3 protein-coding genes and 3 pseudogenes are annotated in these 6,440 nt (G+C 59.0%); 1 reads left to right on the top strand and 5 read right to left on the bottom strand.

What is annotated here, in order from left to right; all coding sequences use genetic code 11:
* Window positions 1–545 precede the first annotated feature (545 nt).
* Window positions 546–1,115: a prolyl oligopeptidase family serine peptidase gene (locus EN869_RS33530; protein WP_348628157.1), complete on the top strand. Its 570-nt coding sequence runs from the start codon at window positions 546–548 to the stop codon at window positions 1,113–1,115.
* A 198-nt stretch (window positions 1,116–1,313) separates the two neighbouring features.
* Here EN869_RS33530 and EN869_RS35390 read toward each other — a convergent pair.
* From EN869_RS35390 to EN869_RS35385, 5 genes and pseudogenes are all read right to left on the bottom strand, one after another.
* Window positions 1,314–1,914, bottom strand: a pseudogene (locus tag EN869_RS35390) (transposase); the annotation flags it as partial.
* Between the two features lie 514 nt (window positions 1,915–2,428).
* The gene (gene alr / locus EN869_RS33520; RefSeq protein ID WP_127230893.1) at window positions 2,429–3,541 is read right to left on the bottom strand and encodes an alanine racemase; all 1,113 of its coding nucleotides are present in this window, start codon (window positions 3,539–3,541) and stop codon (window positions 2,429–2,431) included.
* Window positions 3,542–4,068: 527 nt separating this feature from the next.
* Complete coding sequence (locus EN869_RS33510) at window positions 4,069–5,268, bottom strand: IS256 family transposase (RefSeq protein ID WP_126097348.1); 1,200 nt, start codon at window positions 5,266–5,268, stop codon at window positions 4,069–4,071.
* Between the two features lie 357 nt (window positions 5,269–5,625).
* Window positions 5,626–6,030: pseudogene (locus EN869_RS33505) on the bottom strand (IS481 family transposase); the annotation flags it as partial.
* A gap of 80 nt (window positions 6,031–6,110) precedes the next feature.
* A pseudogene (locus EN869_RS35385) lies at window positions 6,111–6,337 on the bottom strand (transposase); the annotation flags it as partial.
* Window positions 6,338–6,440 lie beyond the last annotated feature (103 nt).

The raw sequence follows: 6,440 nt of genomic DNA, 5'->3' as shown, positions 1-6,440 counted from the left end.
GGGGCATATTTGCGCCTCAATGTGTCGGGTTCCGCACGAAACGTGTCCCGTGGTGTAGATGATACGGGCGAGTGGCGAAGGCATCTTTCAGCCTGCGGTAGCTCGCGGCGGGCAGCGCCGTCGCGCCAAGCCCGATCGCTTTGACACGGCGCTCGAAGGAGAGGGACGCGCTGCGGCCGAACCCGGTTGTTGGAGGGCAAGGCGCTTCTCGCCCGTTCGGCATGCCCACCTTCCGCTTAAGTCTCTGCAACACGGCCCAGGCTCATGGGTTGCACGATGTTCGTTCCGAACACCGAAACTGGTTTACTGGGTTACCTCATTCGTGACGCCCGACACCGTCGTGGCTGAACGAGCCCTGGGCCAGTATTACTGAACGTGTACGGTTGTTACGGAATACCGAGATGGCCCTCGTTCGTCACTTGGCCCTCTCCATGACCAAGCGTTTGAGCCTGCTCGACTGCGGAATTGCTTTCGGCATTGTGCACGTACTGGGGGGCGAGTTCGGACGTCCACGGCACGAAGCGGCTACCCGCGATTGAAAACGTATTACCCAAACTGATCTGATCGCCGCTGCCGAGGGGCTCGTTGAGCAGGGATTCGCCAACCCGGACGGCATTGTCATCGAGGGAGCGAGCGCCGGCGGGGGCACCGTGCTTGCCGCGGCCCTCATGGGGCCAGATTTGTTCCGCGCCGTGCTTGCCGAGGTCCCGCTCGCCGACATTCTAGATGCTGAGATGGACTTCACAATGCCGTACGCGCTACAGGAAACGGCGGAGTACGGAGATCCCCACACCGCCCACGAATATCGCAACGTGCGCAGCTACGACCCGTATTACAACCTAAGCGCCGATCGGCCTCTTCCGCCGACTTACGTCGATGCCGCGGTGCACGATGGCCAGGCCCTCTATTACCAGCCCGCTTGCTATGTGGCGCAGCGTCGGTCATGTGCGCTCGACCGCGATCCTGAGCTTGTCTTCCGCATTTGGATGGTGGGCGGCCACAGCGGCGCTTCACACGGGGCTGGTGTAGCTGAGGAAGCTACATTTCGCATGGCATGGGTCCTCGACCAGCTCTTCAGCGATAAGTACGATCAGGAGAATCGATCAGGAGCATGAAGTGAGCAATCTAAACAGCGGCCTGAGGTGCTGCCACGCCCGACCATGTCCCTGCGCGCCCTTGTTTCACTCGTCATCTCACGAAGGATTCCCATCCACCCGAGGTGGAACCTCGTATCACGCCGACTGAATCGCTGGGGTCGTCAACAACAGCCTTGCCCAGGCTGGCTCCCTTAATCATCTAGTATGCGAGCAAGGGTCACCGCACAGGGAAACACGTCCGACGCGATTGTCCTCGCCTGATTGATGCAAGCGCGGCGTTAACCGAAGAGCCGGCCCTACGGCCTTCGATTTCTGAAGCGCGCAGGAATGACGACCGTAGCCTTGAAAGCCAGCGCAACGACAGGTCCGACACCAAGGACGGTCGTCAACCGCGCAAACCGTGTCACCCTTCACGATCGACAACAGCCTTTCATGCACTACCGTGAACTGCTCGCGAAGTTTCTGCCGGGCGGCGAGCAACACCTCCATGATGTCACGTAGCTCCGGGATGTCGCCGGAAAGGTCCTGGATGCGATCCCCAAATTTGGCAGCGCCGACAATGCCAACCTGAGACCGAAGTTACGCAACAGGCCTCGAATGTCATTCTCAATTGCGATGGCCTTTTCCTGCAGCAACTTGCGGGCTGTCAACAGGCGCCCGACGTTCCTGGCTCATCAGCGTCTTGACGTGCATCGGCCGGAACACAATTAACCCGCATCACCTGCGCAATGCCGCGCATCGTTGCGGTCGGTCTTGTTGCCTGCGCCTTGAGAAAGGCCTTCCGTTCCTGATGCTTGTGGCTGTTTACGCAGACCACGTTTTATCATCAGCTCGAAGCAGCACCTCAAACACCCGTTCGGACAAAGCCGAATACCCCGTCTAAACACCTAGCGCTATCCGTCACCCAACCTTTCAGGACCACCTTTTCACACGGCTGAGCATGACCTGTTCGGCCTCACAGAGCAACGTTCGCATCATCCATCCCCGCAGAGCGAAGCACGGCCGACGCGCTTGCTCTCTCCAGATTCCTTGATCACTGGCAGTTGCTCCTCCGAAACCGGTCGAAGTGCGCGGGCCGGGATTATCGATGGTATTGGTGAGCCCTAAGGCAACGACAGGCCCGACACCCGGAACTGTCGTCAGATACCGGCAGTTGTTATTACCCTGACAATATCGAGCACTTTCCGATAAAGGGGACAGCTCCTCCGCGACTGCCTGTGATGCTGCACCTCAGGCTATATCAGCTTGAAACGCCGCACCTCTGACCATTCCGTCCAGAGAAGGATCAAGCCGAATACCCCATCTAAATACTTGGTTGTTCGAGCGGGTCGTCACTGCTGTCGCGTAGATCGCAGGGAAGAAGTCAGATATCGTCTTGTGCAACCAGCACCAAGTCGCGCCAGTACCTCGTTCGGGTTAACGCCAACCGTTGCTGCAAGATCATTTACAGTTAAATCTTCTCCCAGTAGTTCTACAAAGCCACCTATAAGACAAAGTGCGTCAGGAACGTCTGTTATATCCACCATTATGTTATCCATGCATATTGTTCCGATTAGAGGGACAGAATATCCAGCGAACCGAGCGGAAGTTTTGTTCCCGCAGGCCCAGGGAAGGCCATGCTTGTAACCGATCCCAACGATTGCTACGCGGCTAGTTCGAGCCGTACGAAATGTCGCCCCGTAGCCAACCGCCTCCCCCGTAGCGACACTGCGCATGTCGAGTATTTTAGCTCGGAGCCTTGCAACGGGTTGCAGCGGATTTGGTTTAATACCAGCGTCATTAAGCCCGTACAGTGCTGAGCCCGCCCGTACCATGTCGAAATGATAGGATTTGCCGAGCCAAATACCGGCGGAGGCTGCGAGACTGCCACAGGTGGGCTTAAGCATATCGTAGATCGCCTGGAAGCGGTTCCTTTGCAACACATTGGTGGGGTCCGCACCGCGTTCGCTGCACGCCAGATGGCTGAGTACGAGCGAAGGGGGATACCTATGGAAAGTTCCAGAAAGATACGCGCGATGCACTTCGGCAAAAGCGAGCCCAAAGCGGGAGAATCCCGTGTCCACGTTGAGAAAGTATGTTTGCCTCCCTGTTGCGCTAATGGCCTCCAATTCGGCACAATTGTTTACAACGGGTATGAGCCCGTTAGATCGATAGTATGGGCCAAATTTCGCAAAATCATCGCAAAAAACCGCAATTGCCGCGCCTACATGGGATGACCTTAGATGCAACGCTTCGTCCAGATTGGCGACGAAGAGCAGATCGCAGCCGGCATCGATGAGCGTTCTTGCAATCTCTACAAGACCAAGCCCGTAGGCGTCGCTTTTGACGACAGCGGCCGCCCTTACGTTTGGCCCAACGAGGGCCGAGATGGCCTGGAAGTTCGCCTGAATGGCCCCGAGATTAATTTCCAATACAACATTGGAAGGCCGCACCAGTGGCAGCATGTCCTTCTCTCCAACAGTTCCCGTCTTCTTAAACCTTGCAGACTCGCGGCGCAGCCTACTAAGATAGGTAGGCGCGCCAGCGAGATTACCGTTTAAACCGGCGGAGCACCGCCCCAATCCCCATCTTCGGCGAGATCGCCCTCCAGTCGCCATTGATGATTTCAAGGGCTGTCTCCTCACGCTAGGCTTTCACGGCTATTTGCACCGTCCGCAGGCTTTTTGTCGTGAACCGTGTTTGGTCGATATTCATCAGCCTCTGCAGCACGAGGGCTGCCGAGAGTGTCGGCTCAGACTCCAATCATGCCAGAATCTGAGCTCATAGCGCTCAAGCAAGCTCGGTCTCTTGGGATATTTGTCCGCCGATACGGCCTCTATGGGTGGGTCGCACCTCTCCGCCCTGCCAAGCCGTCTTCAGAAGTTGTGTGCGTCAAGTTCTGCAAAAAATGGCGTGGCATTCAGCGGTGACGTTGGCGTGTCCGCCGCGCAGCCCCGTGTTTAGCGGAGCGGCGGACATGGCGGGCCGCGTCTCAGGCGGCCAGTGCTCTCAGGCTCTCCTTCTTGTGCTCGCGCAGATGATCCATGTTGAGGTAGCGGGTCGCCTCGAGCCAGTTCTCGTGGATCTCCACCGCCAATGCCCGAACCAGCCGCAAACAGCTCTGCGGGTTGGGGAAGATGCGAACGATCAGGGTGCGCCGCTTGATCTCCTGGTTTAGCCGCTCCAGCATGTTCGTCGACTTCATGTGCTTGTGATGCGGCAGCGGCAGCCGGTAGAAGCTCAGCGTCTCCTCGATGTTGGTCTCCACCCAATCCACCAGCTTCGGGTATTTTGCCTGCCATTTGGCGATCCACTGCGCCAGGTCGCGCTTGACCTCGGCTAGGTCGCGCCGGTCATAGAACCATCTGAGCTCCATCAGGCAGTCGTCATCGACCTTGCGCGGCACATAATCGAGCGCGTTTCTGAGGAAGTGCACGTAACAGCGCTGCCAGACTGCCTCGGGCAGGACTTCGCGGATCGCTGCCCTGAGCCCCGGATGGTCGTCGGAGACGACGAACTCGACGCCGGCAAGCCCGCGCTGCTTGAGCCCTGCCACGAACGCCCGCCAGCTCGAATGGCTTTCACGGTTGGCCAGCTCGACACCGAGCACTTGGCGCCGGCCCTCCCAGTCGACGCCGATCGCCACCAAGACCGCCTGGCTGGCGATCACGCCGGCCTCGCGCGCCCGCTCATAGCGCGCGTCCAGGATGAGGTACGGGTAAGGTTCGGCAAGCCGCCGCTCATAAAATGCCTTCAGCGCCTCATCCAGCCGCGCCGTCGCCTGGCTCACCGTCGAGGCCGAGAAGGAATGGCCGCACAGCTCCTCGGTGATCGCCTTCACCTTGCGCGTCGACACGCCTTGGACGTACATCTCGACCAGCGCCGATACCAGTGCCTTCTCCGAGCGCTGATAACGCTCGAACAACTCCGTCGAGAACCGGCCGGCCCGATCTTGCGGAACCCGAAGCTCCAGCACGCCAACCCGCGTCACAAGCTTGCGTTCGTAATAGCCGGACCGGTAACCAACCCGCTCCGTTGTCCGCTCGCCTTTCTCGGCCCCGATGGCCTCCGTCATCTCGGCTTCCAAAGACTCCTGCACCACAGTCTGCAATACCTTGCGAAAGCCGTCCTCATCCGACAACAGCAACGCTTTCAACTCGCCTCTGCTCAGTCTAACTTCTCGATTGGTCATGGCACTTACCCTTCCACGGGAATCGGTGATCGCAACGTCACCAGCGTGCCATGGCCGCCTCGCCTCAGCGCAAGGCCTGTTCTCTCTCCAGAGCTTTTTGCGGAACCTTCAGGACACTATATCTTCAGATTTACGGTGAAGCGCTGCAGGTCAATGACGACCGGTTCCTGTGGCGTTGCTTGCACCCCACGACGATCGACGCGTCTTCCCAAATCTTCCTGCCGCATGGATGCCGGTGAACAGCATCAGCGGTTCCGCCTTGCACAGCTCCTTGTCGACCTTCGCCACCTCGGGATGGGCCAATACACGCTCGACCGGCGGCGCTGGCGGATAATAGCGCTTGATCACACGCGCGCCGAAATAGCCGATCGGATAGGCCTTGAACTTCTGCTTGGCCGGCTTGTCGGCGCCCGTCTGCGGCAACCGCGAACTACCGTGGGGCTGAAGGCAACGATGCAATGACGAGCGCGTCAGATGCGGGATCGTCGGCTGAAGGGCATAGAGACAATCATCGAGCGGCAAGAGCGTGTGCTTGCGAAAGGCGACGATGGCGGCTTCCTCTTCGAGCGACAGCAGCGTCGAGCGCGGCTCTCTGGGACCGGTCGGAAGGTCGGCGGTCGAGGTCCGATTGCGCCACTTCGCGACCGTCTTGGGATCGATGCCATAACGCTTGGCGAGCTTCTTCAGGCTCTCTTGACTATTTTGTATTGCTCGACGGATCGCCTCTGTCGTCGTGGCGCGGCCGTGTAGAACCTGACCCATAGTGCCTCCTTTCCATTCCGCGGAAAAGATCGCACCATTAAAGCCGGGGATCAAACACCTAGCCCGTTTAATGCAGCGATGACAAGACCACTTTCTCGCGTCCGCACCGGCACGCACTCGGTCCACCCTGTGGCGATATCGGTCAAGACCATGGTTTGCACAAGCTGCCGGACGAAGAGGTGCCGGAATGGGCAACGAAGTCGACCTCGACATATCCAGGCGGATCGTTCCAGTCGCCGAAGGTGCGCACCGGAACTGACCGACGCACCGCAGAACTCAGTCCGGCGCGACGGCGCTGCCCGCCGCGAGCTACCGCAGGCTGAAAGATGCCTTCGCCACTCGCCCGTATCATCTACACCACGGGACACGTTTCGTGCGGAACCCGACACATTGAGGCGCAAATATGCCCC

The sequence above is a fragment of the Mesorhizobium sp. M2D.F.Ca.ET.226.01.1.1 genome, from assembly GCF_004022705.2.
In the GTDB taxonomy this organism is placed as follows: domain Bacteria; phylum Pseudomonadota; class Alphaproteobacteria; order Rhizobiales; family Rhizobiaceae; genus Mesorhizobium.
The sequence above is the reverse complement of the archived record's forward strand: the minus strand, read 5'-3'. Positions and strand labels throughout refer to the sequence as shown.

Bases quoted from the DNA above. Each gene is read 5' to 3' on its own strand.
- alr (WP_127230893.1), bottom strand. From the start codon at position 3,541: ATGCTGCCACTGGTGCGGCCTTCCAATGTTGTATTGGAAATTAATCTC.
- EN869_RS33510 (WP_126097348.1), bottom strand. From the start codon at position 5,268: ATGACCAATCGAGAAGTTAGACTGAGCAGAGGCGAGTTGAAAGCGTTG.